This window comes from Shewanella profunda, assembly GCF_023283765.1.
GTDB lineage: Bacteria > Pseudomonadota > Gammaproteobacteria > Enterobacterales > Shewanellaceae > Shewanella > Shewanella profunda.
Genome location: NZ_JAKILG010000012.1, coordinates 72815 through 92935, shown reverse-complemented (window position 1 = coordinate 92935; position 20121 = coordinate 72815). Strand labels below are relative to the sequence as shown.

At 46.8% G+C, this 20121-nt stretch carries 18 protein-coding genes; 13 read left to right on the top strand and 5 right to left on the bottom strand.

From position 1 onward, the window contains the following. Positions 1-76: 76 nt before the first annotated feature. A complete protein-coding gene (gene cysM / locus L2744_RS08495) occupies positions 77-955 on the bottom strand; it encodes a cysteine synthase CysM (protein WP_248991499.1) in 879 nt (292 codons plus the stop codon). A gap of 212 nt (positions 956-1167) precedes the next feature. Here cysM and cysP point away from each other — a divergent pair, with 212 nt between their 5' ends. The 4 genes from cysP (at position 1168) to L2744_RS08475 (ending at position 5207) form a co-directional block, all read left to right on the top strand. Next, on the top strand, positions 1168-2175 hold the full coding sequence (cysP, locus tag L2744_RS08490; protein WP_248991498.1) for a thiosulfate ABC transporter substrate-binding protein CysP: 1008 nt from the start codon (positions 1168-1170) through the stop codon (positions 2173-2175). 183 nt (positions 2176-2358) lie between these two features. Further along, positions 2359-3204 (top strand): sulfate/thiosulfate ABC transporter permease CysT, encoded by an 846-nt coding sequence (gene cysT / locus L2744_RS08485; RefSeq protein ID WP_248991497.1) that lies wholly within the window; start codon positions 2359-2361, stop codon positions 3202-3204. 9 nt (positions 3205-3213) lie between these two features. Next, positions 3214-4080: a sulfate ABC transporter permease subunit CysW gene (cysW, locus tag L2744_RS08480; protein WP_248991496.1), complete on the top strand. Its 867-nt coding sequence runs from the start codon at positions 3214-3216 to the stop codon at positions 4078-4080. Beyond that, positions 4077-5207, top strand: coding sequence for a sulfate/molybdate ABC transporter ATP-binding protein (locus L2744_RS08475; protein ID WP_248991495.1), 1131 nt, complete (start codon positions 4077-4079; stop codon positions 5205-5207). The genes cysW and L2744_RS08475 overlap by 4 nt, the downstream gene beginning before the upstream one ends. Before the next feature lie 424 nt (positions 5208-5631). Here L2744_RS08475 and L2744_RS08470 read toward each other — a convergent pair whose 3' ends face one another. Further along, positions 5632-6777, bottom strand: coding sequence for an HlyD family secretion protein (locus L2744_RS08470; RefSeq protein WP_248991494.1), 1146 nt, complete (start codon positions 6775-6777; stop codon positions 5632-5634). Position 6778: 1 nt separating this feature from the next. Then, on the bottom strand, positions 6779-7168 hold the full coding sequence (locus tag L2744_RS08465) for a DUF3302 domain-containing protein (RefSeq protein WP_248991493.1): 390 nt from the start codon (positions 7166-7168) through the stop codon (positions 6779-6781). A 275-nt stretch (positions 7169-7443) separates the two neighbouring features. On the opposite strand from L2744_RS08465, the gene purT reads away from it, so the two are divergent. The 9 genes from purT to L2744_RS08420 all read left to right on the top strand — a co-directional run bounded on the left by purT (position 7444) and on the right by L2744_RS08420 (position 17934). Further along, complete coding sequence (gene purT / locus L2744_RS08460; RefSeq protein ID WP_248991492.1) at positions 7444-8619, top strand: formate-dependent phosphoribosylglycinamide formyltransferase; 1176 nt, start codon at positions 7444-7446, stop codon at positions 8617-8619. A gap of 228 nt (positions 8620-8847) precedes the next feature. Further along, positions 8848-10572: an RluA family pseudouridine synthase gene (locus tag L2744_RS08455; RefSeq protein ID WP_248991491.1), complete on the top strand. Its 1725-nt coding sequence runs from the start codon at positions 8848-8850 to the stop codon at positions 10570-10572. Positions 10573-10735: 163 nt separating this feature from the next. After that, on the top strand, positions 10736-12250 hold the full coding sequence (locus tag L2744_RS08450; protein WP_248991490.1) for a DUF3142 domain-containing protein: 1515 nt from the start codon (positions 10736-10738) through the stop codon (positions 12248-12250). After that, the gene (locus L2744_RS08445) at positions 12240-14519 is read left to right on the top strand and encodes a hypothetical protein (RefSeq protein WP_248991514.1); all 2280 of its coding nucleotides are present in this window, start codon (positions 12240-12242) and stop codon (positions 14517-14519) included. Before L2744_RS08450 ends, L2744_RS08445 begins: the two co-directional genes overlap by 11 nt. Before the next feature lie 530 nt (positions 14520-15049). Next, the gene (locus L2744_RS08440) at positions 15050-15700 is read left to right on the top strand and encodes a DUF4145 domain-containing protein (RefSeq protein ID WP_248991489.1); all 651 of its coding nucleotides are present in this window, start codon (positions 15050-15052) and stop codon (positions 15698-15700) included. Between the two features lie 90 nt (positions 15701-15790). Then, the gene (locus L2744_RS08435) at positions 15791-16585 is read left to right on the top strand and encodes a hypothetical protein (protein WP_248991488.1); all 795 of its coding nucleotides are present in this window, start codon (positions 15791-15793) and stop codon (positions 16583-16585) included. 81 nt (positions 16586-16666) lie between these two features. Further along, positions 16667-16981, top strand: a complete 315-nt coding sequence (locus tag L2744_RS08430) for a carboxymuconolactone decarboxylase family protein (protein ID WP_248991487.1) — start codon at positions 16667-16669, stop codon at positions 16979-16981. A 233-nt stretch (positions 16982-17214) separates the two neighbouring features. Further along, the gene (locus L2744_RS08425) at positions 17215-17607 is read left to right on the top strand and encodes a hypothetical protein (protein ID WP_248991486.1); all 393 of its coding nucleotides are present in this window, start codon (positions 17215-17217) and stop codon (positions 17605-17607) included. Between the two features lie 114 nt (positions 17608-17721). Continuing rightward, positions 17722-17934 carry a hypothetical protein gene (locus tag L2744_RS08420; protein WP_248991485.1) on the top strand — a complete coding sequence of 71 codons (213 nt, stop codon included), beginning with the start codon at positions 17722-17724 and terminating at the stop codon, positions 17932-17934. 551 nt (positions 17935-18485) lie between these two features. On the opposite strand, the gene L2744_RS08415 is transcribed toward L2744_RS08420, so the two are convergent. Further along, a complete protein-coding gene (locus L2744_RS08415) occupies positions 18486-19439 on the bottom strand; it encodes a D-2-hydroxyacid dehydrogenase (RefSeq protein ID WP_248991484.1) in 954 nt (317 codons plus the stop codon). 27 nt (positions 19440-19466) lie between these two features. Continuing rightward, the gene (locus L2744_RS08410; RefSeq protein ID WP_248991483.1) at positions 19467-20105 is read right to left on the bottom strand and encodes an outer membrane beta-barrel protein; all 639 of its coding nucleotides are present in this window, start codon (positions 20103-20105) and stop codon (positions 19467-19469) included. Positions 20106-20121 lie beyond the last annotated feature (16 nt).

Sequence of the window (20121 nt, the reverse complement as noted above, 5' to 3'; positions counted from 1 at the left end):
GCCCATTTTTATTGATAAACAGTTCGCACCGTCCAATACGCTAGAAGCAAAAGTCTAGGGCGAAAAAATCTAGGACTCAGGAAAAAAGCCCTGACGAAAGATAACGATCGCCCCTATCACAGACAATCGCCACGACCACAGAACCCGGATATTGTTTAGCAATCTCCAGCGCAGCAAATACGGCGCCGCCAGAGCTGACTCCCGCACAAATCCCTTCTTCTCGCGCTAAGGTTCTCGCCATGGCTTTTGCATCTTGCTCTTCAATATCCATCACTAAATCAACGCGGGATGCGTCGAAAATTCCAGGCAAATACGCCTGTGGCCAGCGCCGGATCCCAGGAATAGCACTGCCATCGGCGGGCTGAAGACCGACAATAGTAATTTCAGGATTACAGCTTTTAAGGTATTTGGACACACCCATGATAGTGCCTGTCGTCCCCATACTGGACACAAAGTGGGTGATTTTGCCTTGGCTCTGTTGCCAGATCTCAGGACCTGTCGTGAGGAAATGCGCATTAGCGTTATCTTGGTTATTAAATTGATCCAGCACCTTACCTTTGCCTTCGGTTTGTAACTCCAGCGCCAAATCCCGCGCGGTCTCCATATTATCCACCAGCATGAGTTCTGCGCCATAGGCTTGCATCGCATCCTTACGCTCCTGAGTCGAATTATTCGGCATAATCAGGATCATCTTGTATCCTTTGATTGCCGCCGCCATCGCCAGTGCAATCCCAGTATTGCCACTCGTTGCCTCAATAAGCGTATCACCCGGGCTTATTTCTTGGCGAAGTTCGGCCTGAATAATCATATTGAGTGCAGGACGATCTTTCACAGAACCAGCGGGGTTATTACCTTCCAATTTTAACAGTACAGTGGAAGTACCACAGTTAAGCCGCTGCAAGCGAACCAGCGGAGTTTGCCCGATGCAGGCTTCAATTGTCGGAAAGTCAGACACTAGGGTTATCCTTTACTTGATAAAAACAGCTAAGCGATAGCCTATTCTAAGAGGGTTACCACTAACAAACACGGTGAATGTTGCTTATAGCATAAAATAATTCGCTCATAGTTATTCGAATAAGTTCTATTCAACTGGCTTTTTATAAACAATTACTTCTATTACTCTAGGTGCCATAAGGCTGACAAAGTTGCCAGATTAAGGAGTTTAAAATGCCCGTAAAATTGATAAAGGCCCTGCTTGGGACCCTCTTTCTGGGAACGTCACTCAATGTGGCTGCCGCAGATCAAACCCTACTTAATTCCTCTTATGATATCGCACGGGAATTATTCAATGCCTACAACCCGGTTTTTGCCAAACATTGGGAAGAGAAAACAGGTAAAACCGTCGAGATTAAACAATCCCATGCGGGATCATCGGCACAGGCGCGCTCGATTCTGCAGGGATTACCCGCAGATGTAGTGACGTTTAACCAAGTGACGGACGTGCAGGTTCTCCATGATCGCGGTAAATTGATCCCAGAAAATTGGCAACAATTACTCCCTAACGCCAGCTCACCTTACTATTCCACCATTGCATTTTTGGTGCGTAAGGGTAACCCAAAGCAAATCAGCGACTGGGGCGATTTAGCTAAAGATGACGTTAAGCTGGTATTTCCTAACCCAAAAACCTCTGGTAATGCCCGCTACACTTATTTAGCCGCATTAGGTTATGCTCAGAAAAACTTTGGTAAGGATAATCAGGCTGAACTGGATCAATTCCTGAAAAAGTTCCTCGGCAATGTGGCAGTATTTGATACTGGCGGCCGTGGCGCGACCACCTCCTTTGTTGAACGTGGGATCGGTGATGTATTAATTACCTTTGAATCGGAAGTGAACAATATCCGCCAGCAGTATGGTACGGACGATTACCAAGTGGTTGTACCAAAAACCTCGATTCTGGCAGAGTTTCCCGTTGCTGTGGTTGAAAAAAATGCTAAGCGTAACGGTACACAGGAACTGGCGACTGAGTATTTGAATTATCTCTACAGCGAAGAAGCACAACGATTATTGGCAGGATTCAGCTATCGTGTACACAACGAAAAGGTTCAGGCAGAGTTCGCTAAGCAGTTCCCTACGGTTGACCTGCTAACCGTTGAGCAAATCATCGGTGGTTGGGACAATGCCATGAAAACTCAGTTTACTAACGGTGCAAAACTCGATCAGTTACTCAAGCGCTAATCTCAGCTTGATATTGTAAAAGGTTAAAGTTGCAACCCGGGCTAAGTCCCGGGTTAAGCAACTTTATGGTATTTAGTGGTAATGGTTTTCAAGCAGCAAAACGACTTCGATAGGCTTTAAGATCGCTGACGGCAAATGAATCGTATTGGTTTAACTCAATTAACCTGATCGGGTGATTATTCTGTGATTTTTAATAACGGGCGTGTACGCCATAAGCGGGTTCTCCCCGGTTTTAGCATCAGCTTAGGTGTGTCCCTACTGTTTGTCAGCCTGATCCTATTGTTGCCGACCACGGGGCTTATTATGCAGACCAGCTCAATGAGCTGGTCCGAATACTGGGGCGTGATTGCCGATCCCCGGGTGGTTGCCAGTTACCGAGTCACTATACTATCGGCACTCGCGGCATCATTATTTAACTGCCTTTTCGGATTATTACTCGCATGGGTACTAGTGCGTTATGAATTCCCTGGCAAACGCATATTAGATGCCTTGGTAGATTTGCCCTTTGCCTTGCCGACCGCCGTTGCCGGTATCACCTTAGCGACCCTTTATGCGGAAAACGGCCAAATAGGTAGTCTATTAGCTGAATGGGGCATAAAAGTCGCCTACACCCCGCTAGGCATAGTGGTCGCGATGATCTTCACCAGTATTCCCTTTGTGGTTCGTACTGTACAACCCGTTCTCGAAGAGTTATCCCACGAGGAAGAAGAAGCGGGAATGACCCTTGGCGCCTCGGATCGTTCGGTATTCTGGCGGGTTATTTTGCCCTCCCTTTGGCCAGCATTAATGATTGGAACGGCACTGTCTTTTACCCGCAGTCTAGGTGAGTTTGGTGCAGTGATCTTTATCGCTGGCAATATGCCCTATATCAGTGAAATCACTTCATTAATGATCTTTGTCCGCCTACAAGAGTTTGATTTTGCAGGTGCCAGCGCCATTGCCTCAGTGGTTCTGATGACCTCTCTACTGCTATTACTGCTGATAAACCTGTGGCAAGCGCGTTATCTGCGCCGCATTCATGGCCGATAAGGAGCGAATATGAACTCATTTAAACCCTTAAGAGTCGGTGAAGCGCCCCTGATCAAATGGAGCCTTATTACCCTTGCCGTGCTCTTAGGCTTGCTATTGTTGCTATTGCCGTTGGTAAGTATTTTTCAGCAGGCGTTTGCCGGAGGTTGGGAGCGTTATATTGGGCACTTAACTCAGCCGGATTCGCTGCATGCGATTGGTTTAACACTGATGGTGGCGGCACTTACTGTCCCCATCAATTTAGTGTTCGGAATCATGCTGGCGTGGAGCGTGACTCGCTTTGAATTCCCCGGTCGCAAGTTACTGATCACGCTAATTGATATTCCATTTGCGGTCTCCCCTGTCGTCGCAGGTTTGCTCTATTTACTGCTCTATGGCAACAGTGGCTGGCTGGGCGAATGGCTATATGAGCACGATCTGCAGATCATGTTTGCTTGGCCGGGAATACTATTAGTGACCATTTTTGTCACTTGCCCCTTTGTGGCCAGAGAGCTGATCCCATTGATGCAACAACAGGGAGCATCGGAAGAAGAAGCCGCTGTGATCCTCGGCGCGTCATGGTGGCAACTCTTTCGCCGCGTGACCCTGCCCAACATCAAATGGGCACTCATTTACGGTGTGATCCTCACCAATGCCAGAGCCGTAGGAGAATTTGGTGCCGTTGCTGTCGTGTCTGGCAACATTCGCGGCGAAACCAATACCTTACCTTTACATGTGCAATTATTGTATGAAGATTATCAGGCCGAAGCCGCCTTCGCGAGCGCGTCATTACTGGCCCTGATCGCCCTATTTACCCTAATGCTAAAAGCCGTAGTGGAATGGCGACAACAACGCAGTTTAACCGCCAATGACAATAAAGAGCAGAGCCAACTATGAGTATTCGTCTTACTAATATTTCCAAGAAATTTGGCCAATTTCAGGCGCTTTCCCCACTTAATCTCGATATTCAAGAAGGGGAAATGATTGGTCTGCTGGGACCATCAGGTTCAGGAAAAACCACACTGCTGCGGATTATTGCTGGTCTTGAAGGAGCCGATAGCGGCCAAATTCAATTTGGCAACCGAGATGTCACCCAAGTGCATGTGCGTGAAAGACGCGTGGGTTTTGTGTTTCAAAACTATGCGCTGTTTCGCCATATGACGGTCGCCGATAACGTCGCTTTTGGACTCGAAGTCATGCCGAAAAAACAAAGGCCTTCGGCGGCAGAAATTCATAAGCGAGTGACACAACTGCTAGAAACAGTACAACTAGGCCATCTCGCACAGCGCTATCCTGAACAACTCTCGGGAGGACAAAAACAGCGCATTGCATTGGCCCGCGCACTGGCGACCCAGCCAGAAGTCTTGCTACTGGATGAACCCTTTGGCGCCTTGGATGCTAAAGTGCGTAAAGAACTACGCCGCTGGCTACGCAGCCTGCATGATGAATTGAAATTCACCAGCGTGTTTGTCACCCACGATCAAGATGAGGCGCTTGAGCTTTCAGATAGAGTGGTAGTGATGAGCAATGGTCATATAGAACAGATTAATACACCTGCTGAGCTATACTCGCACCCCAATAGTCGCTTTGTGTTTGATTTTCTTGGTAACGTCAATGTCTTTGAAGCCAGTTGGCAACAAAAACGCTGGGAAAATGGTCAAGCATTTTTAACACCTCCAGAACAGCAAACATTGCAGCAAGAGGGTGTTCTCTATGTACGCAGTCACGAATTAGCGCTGTCAAATAAGCCTAATAGTCAGGCCAATTTGCCGTTCAATATTGTCGCCATAACACCCATTGGCGCCGAAGTGAGACTGGAATTAGCTCCATACGGCTGGCATAGCGAAGAGCTGTGGGAAGCCAAATTCACCCACCATAATCTGCAGGAACTCGGGTTGCAAAAAGGCAGTGTGGTTTACGCCACCCCAAGAACAGCTTACTTCTTTGGGGCGCAGGGTGAGAGTTCACCGACGCGTCTAAGTTGGCCATTCCTGACTCCGGGCAGCCTCGCCTTCGATATCTAAAGCTTCATTATGATAGCAATAGGCATCAGCGTTAGCTGTGCCACTGGATAGTCATATCGCCAAAGCCGTTAACCGGATTTTGGCGCCGTTCCCACCGAAAAAGTAAGCAGCTAATCATGGGTGGGCGCACTCGCTTATCCAGTTTTCGGAAATAGAGCGAGTCACTCAGAATGGGACAGGAAGGTATAGGTAAATTGTGCTGAGCGAGTACAGCTGAGTAGCCTGTAATTTCCGCTATTGGGATCTTAGCGTTTGCTGCTATTTAAACCCAAGGTGACCATATATGTCCCAGCTATTGTTATTCTGGAAGTAAATAAAAAGTCCAGCGAACTGGACCTTTGTATCTCACGTCTGCGAACACGAGTTGCCGCATTTTAAGATAGCCGCCGCGCATTCACCCACTTCCAATACAGTGACAAGTGAACTAATGCCCATCGAAGAACAAATAGTTCAGCCAGCCTTGCATCCTGAGTAGTACTTTACGCATCACAGCCACATGGTGGAAATGTTCAGTATAAATTGCAACCTGTCCTGAAACACCGGCGGGAAAATGCTTACGAATAGCATCATCTTCAATATCAATCAGCACAATAACGCGACCATTTTGAAATAAACGAGCCGATGACTGCAACACACCACCCATTTGAATTTCGCCTTCGGCCATAGCGGGTAATATTTTAGCCACTTTACCCTTAAAAATTTGCCCTGGTGCGGCATCCAATATCACTTCTGCTTCATCACCTTCCTGCAAACGCATTAACGAGTTTTGCCAGAATGCACCCGCAAAGTAGCGCTGCTCATCGGGAATAAAAGTCATAACCGGCCGCAGCGGTAGCGGCACTGCCATAGCACCAGGACGTAACGCCATTTGGGTCACGACACCATCGGCAGGTGCTCGCACCACAGTTTGCGCCAAGTCATAGAGTGCACTGTCTAAATCCCCCTGCAAACCCGCCACTTTAGTATTAACGCCATCTATGTTGGATTCGTAGGCGAGCCTCACCCGTAATTCTTCAGCTTGTGCAGCCGTGAGTTGCGCTTCGGCGGCTAAATACAATTGACGCTTGTTGTCCAGTTCCAACTCAGTAAAAGGCGAATTCGCGCCCCCTTTCTTACGGCCTTGCTCGTATCGTTCGAAGGCAGATTTATTACGATCTTTATCGGCCCTAACGCGTTCCACATTGGCTTTAGCCGACTCCCACGCCGCGGCGAGTTGTGGCACTTGGAGTTCAGCTTCCATCAAAGCGGCGCGTTTACGTTTAACAACGGCCTCGAAGGGAATAGGATCGAGACGAAATAACACATCACCTTGTTTAACTGGCATATTGGGCTGCACTTCCACCGAAGTCACTAAGCCTTTTACCGCGGGTGTGATAGGGATAGTGACAAAATATTCGCGGGCAAAACGAGAGTAAGGATGGTTGTAATTCATCACGAGCAGTAAGGTACCAATAATGAACACCCCACCTAGCACTGCGGTGGGAACCGTCCATTTGTTCATCGGAATTTTAAAGACTTTAAAGATAACAATACACATGGCCGCATAGGTGAGTATGAGTAATAAATCCATGTTATACCTCAACTTTGTCTGTTTTTATCGAATCCACAGTAGGCGCTATGTTCATGGGCATTTGCTCTAACTGTTCAAGCCGAGCCTGAAGCCCTCCGACCGTCTCGCGCAATGAATTCACATCCTCCTCCAACACTAATTCTCGCTTCATTACAGTATTGAACCCCCAACCGCGATCTTCACGGTATAAAGTGGCCCAGATCCATAAAAATGGCCAAATAGCGTGTAAGGTAAATAAACTCACCCATCCCGCGATATGCAATGCATCTTGCTGGGGATGATTACGCTTTTTGGCTATTTCATAGGGGATATCATGAATGGCAATGACACCGTAAAACATGATAACGATGACAAAAAACAAAATACCTAACGCAAAGTAATCTAAGAACATCTGCATATCCTTGTATTAATAATGTGTATTCCATCCCAAAGATTAGTGGATGGTCATAAAACATGCCAATAACAGATAGTTAACATTTTAGTTTAATCTCAACGTCATCCATAGCCCCTACATTAGCTAAAGATATGCTGCCCCAGTGATCCGAGACACACTTGCCGATTTACTCCATGATCCTAAAGCCTGTTCAGGTTAAACTAGCCACATCATTGCGGCATAGAACGCAAGCATAAAACTCATCATCCCTACAATCTCAAAGGTACCCACACATGATAGGCACTCCCTACACTGAGGGCGCACGACGCGCCATGTTGCTTGGCTGCGGTGAACTTGGCAAAGAAGTCGCCATTGAACTGCAACGCTTAGGCGTTGAAGTGATTGGCGTTGACCGTTACGCCAACGCCCCCGCCATGCAAGTCGCGCATCGCTCCCATGTGATCAATATGCTCGATGCAAACGCATTGCGTGCTGTTATCGAATTAGAAAAACCGCACTTAGTCATCCCAGAGATTGAAGCCATCGCCACCCAAACCTTAGTGGAAATGGAAGCCGAAGGGGTGAACATTATCCCGACAGCCCGTGCGACTAAACTCACTATGGACAGAGAAGGTATTCGCCGCCTCGCCGCCGAAACCTTAGGTTTACCCACCTCGCCATACTTTTTTTGTGATACCGAAACCGAATTTAATCAAGCCATTCGCGAAATCGGCGTGCCCTGTGTCGTTAAGCCAGTCATGAGCTCCTCGGGCAAAGGCCAGAGCGTTATTCGCGATATCGCCCTAAGCAACAAAGCATGGCAATATGCCCAAGAAGGCGGCCGCGCTGGCGGTGGTCGTGTGATAGTCGAAGGCTTTGTTCCCTTCGATTATGAAATCACCCTGTTAACGGTCAGCGCTGTGAACGGCATTCACTTTTGTGCCCCCATTGGTCACAGACAGGAAGATGGCGATTACCGTGAGTCATGGCAGCCACAAGCTATGTCCGATGAAGTGTTAGCAAAATCCCAAGCGATTGCGAGCAAAGTGGTCGAAGCCCTTGGCGGTTATGGATTATTTGGCGTAGAGCTGTTTGTTAAGGGCAATGAAGTGTATTTTTCTGAGGTCTCACCAAGACCACACGACACTGGACTTGTTACGCTTATCAGCCAAGATTTATCGGAATTCGCCCTGCATGTTAGAGCTATTCTGGGTCTACCAATTCCCAATATCCATCAGCATGGTCCAAGTGCCTCGGCAGTGATTTTGGCCGAAGGCACCTCAAGCAATATCCGCTACCAAGGGATTGGTGCGGCATTAGAAGCGGTCAACACTCAGCTTAGATTATTCGCCAAACCCGATATCGATGGTCGCCGCCGTTTAGGTGTTGCACTCGCCCGTGATATCGATATCGACAGCGCAGTGAATAAAGCACTCGAGAGCGCCAGCAAGGTGAAAGTCATTTTTTAAGCGGGTTTAGCCGCTTTCAATTGGCTTCAAACACAAGCTAAAAATCAACGGGAAATGCGCTTTAATGCCATTTCCCGTTTTTCAAAACCGATCAACCCCAATAAAAAGTGACCACCAAAGTTCGACAGAGTAAACTACGCCCTTTCTTCAGCCCTCACTTCGTATCCATAGCAAACTGTGTAAGTCGTGGCTTAACTCTGATAAGTAAAACCAACAGTAGAACCCAATATGCATCTTCAGCCTTCTTGTTTTACCTCTTTTACTCAAGCCATTGATGCCTATGCCCTACCGCAGCGTTTTACCTTCCCCTTCTATTACGAACCGCATCCATTGTGCGTTATCGCCGCCGAAGAATTGCAACATCACCTTGAGACGCAAAACGACTGGCAACATAACTTTGGCCTAACGGGTGAGTTAACGGGCGCGATTGGCAAGATGTTTGGTGTACTTTTAGTGCAAAACCCACAGGGTGAAGTGGGCTATTTGTCGGCCTTTTCAGGCAAGTTAGCCGAGCAAAACCATTGGCCGCGCTTTGTTCCACCTGTGTTTGATATGCTGTCGAAGGACAACTTTTTCCACGCCGAAAATCTGCAAATCAACCAAATTAACGAGCAGCTACTTGCACTAGAAAATCATCCCGACATTCCTCGGCTATCGAGCGAACTCAACGCTGAGCAAGCTCAAGCCGAAACTAACCTTGCCGCCCACAGACAATTGATGATCGACGGCCGTCAATCCCGCAAGGCACAGCGCCATCAACTTGCAGTGCAATGGGCTGCCAATCCGACTGATGAGATTTTATGTGAAAACGCGGTAACAGAAGCTAAGCTTAGCCAAGAAAGTATCAATGAAAAGAATCAGTTAAGAGACATTAAACGCTATTGGGATGAACGTATTCATGCCGTTAGCCAAGCGTTAACTCAACTGACAGATAAACGCGACGCGTTAAGACAACAGCGCAAGCGGCTCTCGGCGGCGCTGCAGCAAAAGCTGTTTGAGCAGTATCGTTTTTTGAATATTCGCGGCGCAGAAAAGAGCCTTAACGGCATATTTAACGGGACGGTTGAGTTAACACCGCCCGCAGGCTCGGGTGAATGTGCCGCGCCAAAATTATTACATTACGCCTTTAAACATGGTCTTAAACCATTGGCGATTGCCGAGTTTTGGTGGGGGGCGCCGCCAAAATCGGAAATTCGCCAACACAAACAGTTCTATCCCGCCTGTCTGCGCAAATGCCAGCCTATCTTGGGGCATATGCTCGAAGGGCTTGTTGTCGATGATAATCCGCTGCTGACGAATCCTGCCGAAGGCAAAACCTTAACCCTCCTCTACCAAGACGAGACTATGGCGATTGTAAATAAACCCGGCGAGTTTTTATCCGTGCCCGGCAAAGAGATTGAAGACTCAGTATATTCGCGCATGCAACAAACCTTTCCCAATGCCACAGGGCCACTTATCGTCCATAGGCTCGATATGTCGACCTCGGGATTAATGGTGATCGCATTGACAAAAGACGCCCATAAACAGCTGCAAAAACAGTTTATCCAGCGCACAGTAACTAAACGTTATGTGGCACTTTTAGCGGGTATTCCTACCGTCATGACAGATAAGCAGGCGACGGGCCACATATCTTTACCGCTGCGTGGCGATTTAGACGATAGGCCAAGACAACTGGTTTGCCATGAGTTTGGCAAAGCCGCAGAAACCCATTGGGAATTGAACCAAATCGATGACACCGCGCATCAAACCCGCGTGTATCTATCCCCTAAAACGGGCCGAACCCATCAGCTCAGAGTTCACTGCGCCCATTCCGAGGGGCTAAATACGCCCATTGTGGGTGATGATCTGTATGGCACTCGCGCCAATCGCCTGCATCTGCATGCGGATTTATTGATGCTTCAACATCCCGTCACCCGTGAAAAGATGCGCTTTCAAGTCGATCCCGAGTTCTGATTTTTACCTTACGAGAAAACCAAACTTTAAGGTGTGATATCAGATGGTTGAAGTTTAAGACTTGATGCTTCATGTTGGATGTTTGATATGTGAGCCGCGATGCATAAGCGGCATTTTTCAGGCATAGTAATGCCTCATTCAAAAGGGAATTCATAGCAGCAACATGGGCAATCTGGTTAAAAAAATTAAGCAAAATCAGTGGTTATTATTCACTTTGTTGTGCGCGTCAGTATGTGTGAGCGCCTGCCAGCCAGCATCAAACCCCAATGAAATCACGGCTAGCCCAAATGCCAGCGTCACAGTAAAAGCCGCTGCAGAAGCAACAACGCTTCGAGCGCCACTTTCGCAGCAAGTCTATATCTGGCAGCGCCAATGGCGCCCCGCCAACCAAACAGCCTTAGTGCAAAGCCAAGGCGCATTCCAAGGATTACGCATTTTAGCCCTGCAGGCACACCCCAAACCCAATGGTGCAGATATTTGGTTTGAAGTCGCGGTTAACCATGCTTGGCTGCAAGCAGATCCTAGGCCCAAAACCGCTGTGGTGCGCTTAGATGGCCAATTCACACATTTAAATGATAAAGAAGTTATTAATAAAATCAACAAAGTACTAGCAAATTGGCAGGCAAAAGGTACGCACATCGTAGGCATTGAAATCGATCACGACAGCGCCAGCAGTAAACTACCCGCTTATCACAAATTTCTTAAAAAGCTGAAAGCGCAGTTACCAGCAGAGCTCAAACTCAGCATTACCGCACTACCTGCTTGGCTTAGTAGCGCCGACTTTCCAGCACTACTCACATCAATTGATGAACTCGTGCTGCAAATTCACAGCGTAAGCGATCCACGCCGCGGACTATTCGATGCAGCGCAAGGTTGGCAATGGGTGCAACAGCTCTCAAACATGAGCACAGTGCCCTATCTTATTGCGCTGCCCGCCTATGGCTCTGCGGTCATCAGTACAGCTTCAGGTTATAAAGTTGAAAGTGAAACGCCACTGCGCGATCAGCTAAGATCCACCCATGCCGTACAGGAACTGATGGCCGATCCGCAAGTGTTACAGGCTTTTGTGCAAAAACTGCAAAACCAAACAGATGAAAAGCTCAAAGGCATTATCTGGTTCAGGCTACCTCTGGAAGGCGATAAACGAGTCTGGCCGCTCAATACCTTAATCGCCGTTGCGCAGCAGGGAGTACTCGCTGCCCAGATTGAGCTTGAGATCAACACGCAAACCGCGATACCCAAAGCCGTTGAGCATATCCATGGCGATGGGAACACACCCAGCACCATCCCACATAACTTGGATCATGCTGTCGATAAAGGTGAAGCTCAGCTATATCAACTTATGCTGATTAACAAGGGGAATATTGCGGGCAAGATCCCCCGTATTTTGTCTCTAGCGGCGCAAGCTTGCAGCGGGTATGATGCGCAAAATGGTTACAGCGTCAGCCCAAAGCAAGGACAACTCGCATGGCAGTTAACAACTGAACTAGCAGAAACGCCTAAGAATAAAAGTTCGCCAATCGAGAGTGCTGCGCCTTCAATATCAACACAAGCTCACTCACTCTCTAAAATACCTAATACAGAAATTCAACAGTACATGCTCAATCCCGGTGGCCAAAGGGTTATAGGATGGGCACGTTGTGAGTCATTACATTTACAGGGAATTTATGCGCCATAAGCCAAATACATCGTCTAAAGTGGCAATACAAAATCGCGCTTTTATGCTAAAAAAAACCACTCTCCTGTGCTTGAGCCTATTTTCTCCTATGCTCTTGGCCTGTGGTCCCGATTTTCCTTTGCAATTAACGCAGGACAGACAGGGTAATTTAAGTTACCTACCGCAAACGTCTTTTAGTCAACAACTGACATCACTTGCGAAACCTTTACCTTGGCAATATCAAGATACGGCTGCGGCTCAAGAATATCTCTGGGATGAAGTTAATCATCGCTACCTATCCCAAACTCGCGCCTTTGAGCATGCGGAGTTAAGCGAATCTCACTTGGCCCAAGTAAATACTCTACGTGATGCCCAAGGCCCTGTAGAAGCAGAACAAATGGCAACTGAGCTAGATGAAGTGCTGCCTCAAGCACTCATTTGGTACACCTTAGGCGCAGTGGCATTTGATGCAAAAGATTACGACAGAGCGAGTCGTTATTTTACTAAAGTTATCGAATTACCAGAGCAACAACGTGCATCACGAAGCCTGTGGGCACTCTATTCGCTGTCACGTATCGAGCTTACCTTAAGTAAAACCTCGTCCGACCCTGAGCATTTTAATCGTGCTAACGTTTACCTGAACCAACTACAAAGCGAGGTTGCCCAAGGCGCCGCCGATCCCCTTCGCTTGAGCTTAGCGAGCTTAGGTGAGCAGGCCTATATTTTGCTACATCAAGGCCTGCCCTTAACCCAAGCCGCAGAGCAAAATGAGGAAGAAATCCACTCTAACCTGCAAATCACCCTCAACCCTGAGGCACTAAATAAAGCCATTGAGCTCTATGCGACTCAATCAGCACAGGGTGATAGCGGTGGTTATGATTCGTTATTGATGTTAAGCCGCACCTTAATGGGCAAGGACATTGCTGAACTTAAGCCGCTGTTGCAACAAACTAGCGTGCAACAATTATTGATTGCCTATTGGCAAAGCAGTACCAATGAATTTGCCTACGATGGGCAATTGTCTGATATGGGATTAAAGGTAGCGAATATCCTTAAAGTCTTTCCAACGGATGGTTTACAGCTCACCCATGGTGACAAGTTGGCGGCAATTTATTATCAGCTAGGTGATTATGCCAGCGCCGAGCGCTTATTGGCGCTGGCTAATCCAAGCGGCCTCACTTGGTGGCTCACCGCAAAATTAACGCTACAAAAGGGTGACCAAGCCGAAGCAGCTAAAGCCTACGCCCAAGCCGTGCGCCATTTTCCCGAGCAAGGTGCATCAGTATCGGTTGATGCCAAAGAGACTCAACAGCAGGCCATCAATGCCGATGAAGACCAAGCCACTTATTGCCGAATTCGTGCAGAACAAGGGGTATTATCCCTAGAGCGCGGTGAATATATTGATGCCTTACAACAATTGCTCACCAGTGGTGACGAATACTGGCAAGACATTGCCTATGTCGCCGAACGAGTGCTCACCACGGCTGAACTAAAACTATTTGTCGATAAACAGGTACCGCTTATCGCATTCGAGTACCCTAAAGATAGCGATTGGTACGACAATATAGAGCCTATTAATAACCGCTTACGTTATTTACTCGGTCGCCGATTATTACGCGAAGGCGCGCTAAAAGAAGCACCTGTTTACTTCCCTAATCCTAGCCTTAATGCCAACGCCCTCGCCTACGCCACAGAGCTGAATGCAGCGAAAAAAACGAAAGGTATTGATAGCGCCAAGGCCTATTGGGCTGCGGCCGAACTTGCACGCCACCAAGGCATGGAAATATTAGGATTTGAATTAGCACCCGACTACGCTATTTACCAAGGTGTATTTGATTTAAGTGGTTGGAGTGAAGCCGATAAATTGACCGAGAAAGAACAACAGCGCATCAACGCCAGCCAAGCCATTCCCGATAAGCGTTTCCATTACCGCTACACAGCAGCGGAACTCGCTAACAAAGCGGCCGACTTTGTACCCCATAATAGCCAAGCCTATGCTGCGCTCCTATGCCAAGCCACGGGTTGGATATTGTATCGGGATAATGAACTGGCACTACGGTACTATCAAAAGTACGTCGCCAATGGCCCCTTTGTACCTTGGGCTGAGAACTTTGGTTTACAGTGCCAAGCGCCCGATTTTGAAAGTGCAGTAAAACGAGAGCAAGCTAATAAAGTTGCCAAGTGGAATGCGCTGTACCACAAGCTGAAAAAGCCCGCGGCCTTTAGTTTTGCCATTATCATCGCCCTGCTCGGCACTTACGCTTGGCGCAGAAGAAAGCGTCAACAGTAAATACACAAAGCGCCTTTCTTATATCCCTAAAGAAAGGCGCTAATGCTAAGCGAATACTCCTGCAAGTACACTTATGCTGCTTTGGAGAGAGGAATAAAGCATCATTCTGATTATTAAAGACGCATGGATTAGTGATGTTTAACAACCAAAGTCAGCCAGTACGTCTGTCAGGATAACCACTCCCTCAAGACGTAGCGTAATGACCGACAGCGAAAAGCAGCCAGCCTTATGGGATTAAGCCGATGAGGGGATAGGGTGTGAGTGTCAGCCTGAATGCGGGGCCCAAATGCTGTCAACCAAGGTCAATAATCAGTCGAAAGTGAGCGTAAAAGAATGAGAAAGCTAAAACGATATCAAGTGATTACCCATCAAACTGTATAAAAAACCGCTACCGCAAAAAAGCAAATTCCTATAGCATCATTTATACCAATTGACATGGATGTGGCAGCGGCCAAGTCCAACAAGCGATTTATGCCCTGCAAACAGCGCAGCGCATAAATACTAAGACGTTAGGGCTTAAGGAGAAATAATTGTCAGATACCAAATTTTCATCTGCTTTGACATGTAATCATTGCGGCAACAAAGCACCAATGGCAATAGTTTCAAAATATAGCCGCATTCGCACACATGAACATGAAGGCTCTCCCATGGTTTGGGATGAAGGCCCTTTCTGGGAAATGCTCGAGTGCCCCGCGTGCAAAGGCATTTCATTTATATCTGGTTACTGGCATGAGTATATCCATGATGAAACAGGTCCTGATTATGAGCTGCTGTACCCAGCAAAAGCCAAACTAATACGAGGCCTTCCGCCTGGTATCGCTAAATCTTTTGAGGCTGCACAAAAAGTGAAGCCAATAGATACAAATGCATTTGCGGTGCTTCTAGGCCGTGTCCTTGATATGGTGTGTATAGATAAAAAAGCAAACGGCGATAGCTTATTCAACAGATTAAAGGATATTGCAGACAAGGGAATCATGCCGCAACAATTGGCTGATATGGCACATCAACTTAGGCAATTACGAAACATTGGCGCACACGCGGACCTGGGTGAATTGACTGATGCGGAGATACCAATTCTTGAGTCACTTAGCAATGCAATACTTGAATATGTATATTCAGCACCAGCACTCGTTCAATTAGTACAAAGTAAAATTGATGCACTTAAAGAGAAAAAGCCCTAACAAGGCGCTCGTTCGGACGCAAATTACGCTGCGCTTCGTTTGCGCCGCACAGCTTCAACGTTAGGCATCAGGTCATAGTAAGGAGTATATGTGTCAAAAGGTGAATTAATAAAGAAGGAAATAATTGGGCATCCCGATCATTATTTCGGTGCACAAGGAAAATCGCTTGATGCAAGATTGGATAATGTAAAATTAAGCGCGGAAGAAGAAAGTGAGATTCAATCTCAACATGCCAAAAAGTTCATCCGAGACAAGGCGCTAGGGCTATTCAAGATAGGTGAAATCGTTTCAGAAATTATAAACTGGAATGAGTCTGTGGATGAAGATTTAAAAGAAGCAAAAAAAGAGTACTTGCTTGCGCAATATTTTGAAAAAAATGATCAAAATGAAAAAGCCCTTTTACAATTAAAGGAATTTTTATCAAGTCCTCAAGGTAATACGCTATTCAATAAAATATTACGTATATTGGACGATTCGCCTCCTGATATGGAACTGGCAAATCACCTTTCCTCTGCTTTGCAGCATGTGGTTTCAAACAGCTTCTATCAATTGTTTGAGCAGCATAAATATGCTTTATCTCAAATTGAAAAGCTTACACCTCAAGCTCTTACCATCCTTTCAGACCATAGTGGCTGGCCTCTCATCCAGTTGGGGAGCTATAGTGCCAATGGCACAAAGGTAAGTTCGGATTGGCTTATGGAATTTACGGATGCGTATTGTCGGTCAAAAGGTATAAGGGACTCGGGTATGACAACAAGGGTACGGCATTCTATTAACGAGCTTATTAGTACTAGGTTAATTGAGGCTCACTTAACAGGGCAAAAAGGAGCAAGGTGTGTGGTTACGGCAGTTGGTGAATCCATACTGCCTTATATTAATGCCTAACAAGGCGCTGCTACGGAAAATTTACTCGCTGACGCGCCTAAATTTCCGCAGAGCGAGGCGTTAGGCCCAAAGGAAGTATCTATGAGCGTTTCAAAAGCTTTTGCCTTATTCATACAAGAAGCTCCGGCTCATGCGGAGGCGTGGATGCAAGTCGCTAAATCACTTGATGCCGCCAGCGCACTAGACAAAAAGACCGAAGAGTTAGCATACATTGCTGTTCTCGCAGCTACAGGCAATAACTCAGGCATTCCATTTCATGTGCTTTCAGCAAAGTCACATGGTGCAACGAGACAGGAAGTATTGAGTGCTGTTCTTGTTGGCTTGCCTGCAGTTGGTGCAGTTGTCATTGGTGCAATCCCTGCTGCGGTGGAGGCTTATGATGGGCAAAACGAATAAGTCCTGGCACGAGCAAAATCGTATGCCGAAGAATGCAACGCTTCAGCAGCGTATTGCATGGCACTTGGCTCATGCCAAGGCTTGTGGGTGCCGTCCAGTTCCACCATCTATACTCCAACTTCTTCCTAAGGAGGATGAGCAGAGTATTGGAACCTAACAAATCGCTCAAGCAACGCGCCTTCGGCGCTGCACAGTTTAAGTTACGGGATATATCAACTAATAAGGAAGTTAAAATGAAAAATGTTATCAAAATCAGTTTATTTGCAATGAGTATGATGGTTTCCAGTATATCTGTCGCCAACCAAATTTCTCCTGACTTTCTCAGGGAAGAAATTGAATTTGCTCATTCTCAATACTTAACAGGCACACCTGAAAGCGGACTCTATGCGCTACAAGCTTTAGCAAGAGTCCTTGAGTCAGACCAATCGAGTTCTCTACAATCTGAAGTGGGACCCAATAATTTGTCATTTACATATCTGAGAATTGGGTTGATGTACGAAAAGTTAGGAAGCGGATCTGAAGCAAGTGAATATTTCAATAAGGCTAGAATTGCCTATAAAGGTGAGAAAGTAGAAATAGCTCAATTGAGAGAGATGGTCGCCTACATCGATGAAAAGCGCCGCTAACAAGTTGCCAAAGTTCGCCGCAAAAAGCTCGGCTGGCCAAACACTTGCAGGGCTTCGCCCAACAACGCTCGCATTTGCCCCTTGGCAAAGCGTTAAATTAAAAGAGATTCGTGCGTGAAAATAAAAATACTTTGGGGCTATATTTACACTGGGCTGCTACTTTTTATAGTTTTAGGTTCAGCAACGGACGCATTAGAAGCATATACATACAGTGGCTCTTGGGAAGCAGCGCCTATGCACATAAAGGTAGGTCTTCCTACTATTATGTTCACCATGTTTGGTTTCTTTGCATTAATGCTTGCTGATTTTTTTCCTACAGAGACGTGAAGCGCCCAATTCTGGTCGGGTTTAGTCTGCTATTTTTCAACTGGCTAGCCATACTTTTATACTTTTGGCTTGTCGTGAAGCCAAGAAAAATTTAACAAGGTGTTCCAACACCGTTACGGCCCTTCGCGCCTCCACTCGACAGTTTGTAAGTAGCGCATTTAGCGAATTGCTACGCAAAGTTTATCGCAATGCGCTACTTACAAACTGCGGTTGAACACAACGTTATAGCGCAATTGAAATACAGCAAGATTCGGGTCGGCAGTAGTCGTTCATCCTCCTAATCCGTCAAGGTGGTCTGCGGGTACTGGATTTGCGGCATTTGTGAATCCTTTCACATCAGACGGAGCGGCTCTGCATCCTCTAATGGACTTGAACAACATCCGTGTTTAACTGCCAGTTCGCCATCCATAGCTCGCGATAAGCTGGCATCTAAAGCTAAGAGCCTAAGTCACAACTCTTTCGGGATGCTATGCCGTTAATTTTCCAACTAAATAATTTACTTTGGGTGTAAAGTATTATTCCTTTCTACAGAAAAACCTAATCCACAAACCTTAGGAATTTACCCAATTAACCCGCTCGCCAGCCAAATAAGCGGTGAGATTCGCTATTGCGATATTCAATAGGTTCTGCCGCGCTTCTTTTGTCGCCCACGCATTATGGGGACTGATGCTGATATTCGGCACATGCAATAAAGGATTATCCGCGCTGGGTGGCTCGGTCGATAACACATCTACACCAGCAAATAACTTGCCTTGAGTCAGTGCCGCAGCAAGTGCGGCCTCATCGATTAATCCTCCCCTCGCCGTATTAATCAAAAGCGCTTTGGGCTTGATCAAAGCAAGGGTTTGCTGATTAATAAATTGTGCAGTTTCAGGGCTAAGCGGGCAATGGAGCGAGATAATATCAGACTCTTTAAGCACAGTATCGCGCTCTGCCCACATGACTCCTTGAGGTAAATCAAGCCGCACTGTTCGCGTATGCACGAGCACTTTCATACCAAACGCAAGGGCAATTTCCCCAACCTGCTGGCCTATATCACCGTAACCAATCAAGCCTAAAGTCTTGCCCTTTAAGGATTGCAGCGGCATTAAGGTAAAACAAAAATCCTTGCAATTCACCCACTGACCATCGACCACGGCCTGATGATGGGCAGCAACAGCTTGAGTGTGATGCAGAATATGGGCAAATACCATTTGTGCTACTGCATCAGGTCCATAGGCTGGCACGTTAGTCACCACTATGCCCTGCGCCTTTGCTGCGGCTAAATCCACCACATTAGTGCCCGTTGCCAATACGCCGATGTATTTAAGCGCAGGAAGCTGAGCAAGGGTATCGGCATTTAGCGGGGTTTTATTGGTCAAAACCACCTCGGCATCCTTAGCCCTTGCGACTATATCTTCGCTTGCGGTGCGGGGAAAACACGCAAACTCACCTAATTCACTTAAGGCATGCCAACTTAAGTCACCAGGATTAAGGGTATCACCATCAAGTACGACTATCTTCATAGCGCTTATTCTCCTATCGACAAGTATCTAAAAACTCACTTTTACACCCAAATTAGCCTGTACTTGCCACATCACATCCGAGGTTATGTGCCATAGGCATTCATCTTCATTACAAAAGAGTGACGAATCACTGTCGATAAAAGTGGCGTAACCACGCATATCGGCAAACAAACCAAAATGTGGCGTGACCTTATATTCGACTCCGCCACCAATTCCCATAGAAAAACGCGTCTCAGTCGACCAGCCATCGGGCATCATGCGGGTGATACCGGCACTCGCGGTTATATAGGGTTGAATATCACCACTGGGGAAATATAAAGTCCCCCCTAAATGGATGTAGTCTAAATCGAGTGAGGTCAGATAATCAGGGCTAAATAGGCCGCCACTTTTCAGTTCAGAGGCTTGGTGGCTGTATAAGAGATAAATATTACCGGGATCCTTGGTGCCAATCCCCAGCATTAAGCCGTAATGGCTAGACTCTTCAACACTGATATTCTTCTTATCACCCGTTTGCTCTTTATTAACGTCAATTTGATTAACATCGAATTGACCACCACCCAAGCTATAACCACCATAGGGTGTAATAAACATGTCAGTATCGGCCTGCACGGACACAGCCACAGGTAACAAACTCGCCAACAGCAACAGGCTGTGAGTGTTTTTCATAATGAATTCCTTATCT

Coding starts and splice junctions, on each gene's coding strand:
- cysP (WP_248991498.1), top strand. CDS start 1,168: ATGCCCGTAAAATTGATAAAGGCCCTGCTTGGGACCCTCTTTCTGGGA.
- cysW (WP_248991496.1), top strand. CDS start 3,214: ATGAACTCATTTAAACCCTTAAGAGTCGGTGAAGCGCCCCTGATCAAA.
- L2744_RS08475 (WP_248991495.1), top strand. CDS start 4,077: ATGAGTATTCGTCTTACTAATATTTCCAAGAAATTTGGCCAATTTCAG.
- L2744_RS08470 (WP_248991494.1), bottom strand. CDS start 6,777: ATGGATTTATTACTCATACTCACCTATGCGGCCATGTGTATTGTTATC.
- L2744_RS08465 (WP_248991493.1), bottom strand. CDS start 7,168: ATGTTCTTAGATTACTTTGCGTTAGGTATTTTGTTTTTTGTCATCGTT.
- purT (WP_248991492.1), top strand. CDS start 7,444: ATGATAGGCACTCCCTACACTGAGGGCGCACGACGCGCCATGTTGCTT.
- L2744_RS08455 (WP_248991491.1), top strand. CDS start 8,848: ATGCATCTTCAGCCTTCTTGTTTTACCTCTTTTACTCAAGCCATTGAT.
- L2744_RS08450 (WP_248991490.1), top strand. CDS start 10,736: ATGGGCAATCTGGTTAAAAAAATTAAGCAAAATCAGTGGTTATTATTC.
- L2744_RS08445 (WP_248991514.1), top strand. CDS start 12,240: ATGCGCCATAAGCCAAATACATCGTCTAAAGTGGCAATACAAAATCGC.
- L2744_RS08430 (WP_248991487.1), top strand. CDS start 16,667: ATGAGCGTTTCAAAAGCTTTTGCCTTATTCATACAAGAAGCTCCGGCT.
- L2744_RS08425 (WP_248991486.1), top strand. CDS start 17,215: ATGAAAAATGTTATCAAAATCAGTTTATTTGCAATGAGTATGATGGTT.
- L2744_RS08415 (WP_248991484.1), bottom strand. CDS start 19,439: ATGAAGATAGTCGTACTTGATGGTGATACCCTTAATCCTGGTGACTTA.
- L2744_RS08410 (WP_248991483.1), bottom strand. CDS start 20,105: ATGAAAAACACTCACAGCCTGTTGCTGTTGGCGAGTTTGTTACCTGTG.